This window comes from Streptomyces sp. SID486 (assembly GCF_009865385.1).
Lineage (GTDB): Bacteria > Actinomycetota > Actinomycetes > Streptomycetales > Streptomycetaceae > Streptomyces.
Genome location: NZ_WWJT01000022.1, coordinates 1 through 447, shown reverse-complemented (window position 1 = coordinate 447; position 447 = coordinate 1). Strand labels below are relative to the sequence as shown.

Genomic DNA, 447 nt, shown 5'->3' with positions numbered 1-447 from the left:
TCCGCCGCCGGCACCCAGCTGCTCGTCGCCGCGGCCGTCGGCGCCGGGATGCCCGCGGCCGAGAGCGGCTGGCAGCGGGCCCTGGCCTTCCTGGCCGGCGCCGGCTGGCTGCTGGTGCTCCGGCTCGCCCTGCCCACCCCCGGATCCCTCGCCGGGGACTTCCGGTTCGACGGGGAGCGGGCGGCGGTCGCCGACGTGTACGACGCGATCGCCGCGCTCGTCGAGGCCGTGGGCGGGGAACGGGCCACCGCCCGGCGGGCCGCGCTGACCGCCGCGCTCGACCATGCCCAGGACGCTCTCGCCGGACCCCGGCTGCGCCCGTACACCGGCTCGGCCGCCGAGCGCCGGCTGCACGCCCGGTTCGCGGCGGCGCTGCCCCTCGCCGAGGCCGCCACCGCCCTCCACTGGGCCGGAGAGCCCGTCCCGGCGCGGGCGGCGCAGGGGCCA

General features: G+C 81.4%; 1 pseudogene. It reads left to right on the top strand.

The features are described from left to right. A pseudogene (locus GT045_RS01060) lies at positions 1-447 on the top strand (FUSC family protein); the annotation flags it as partial.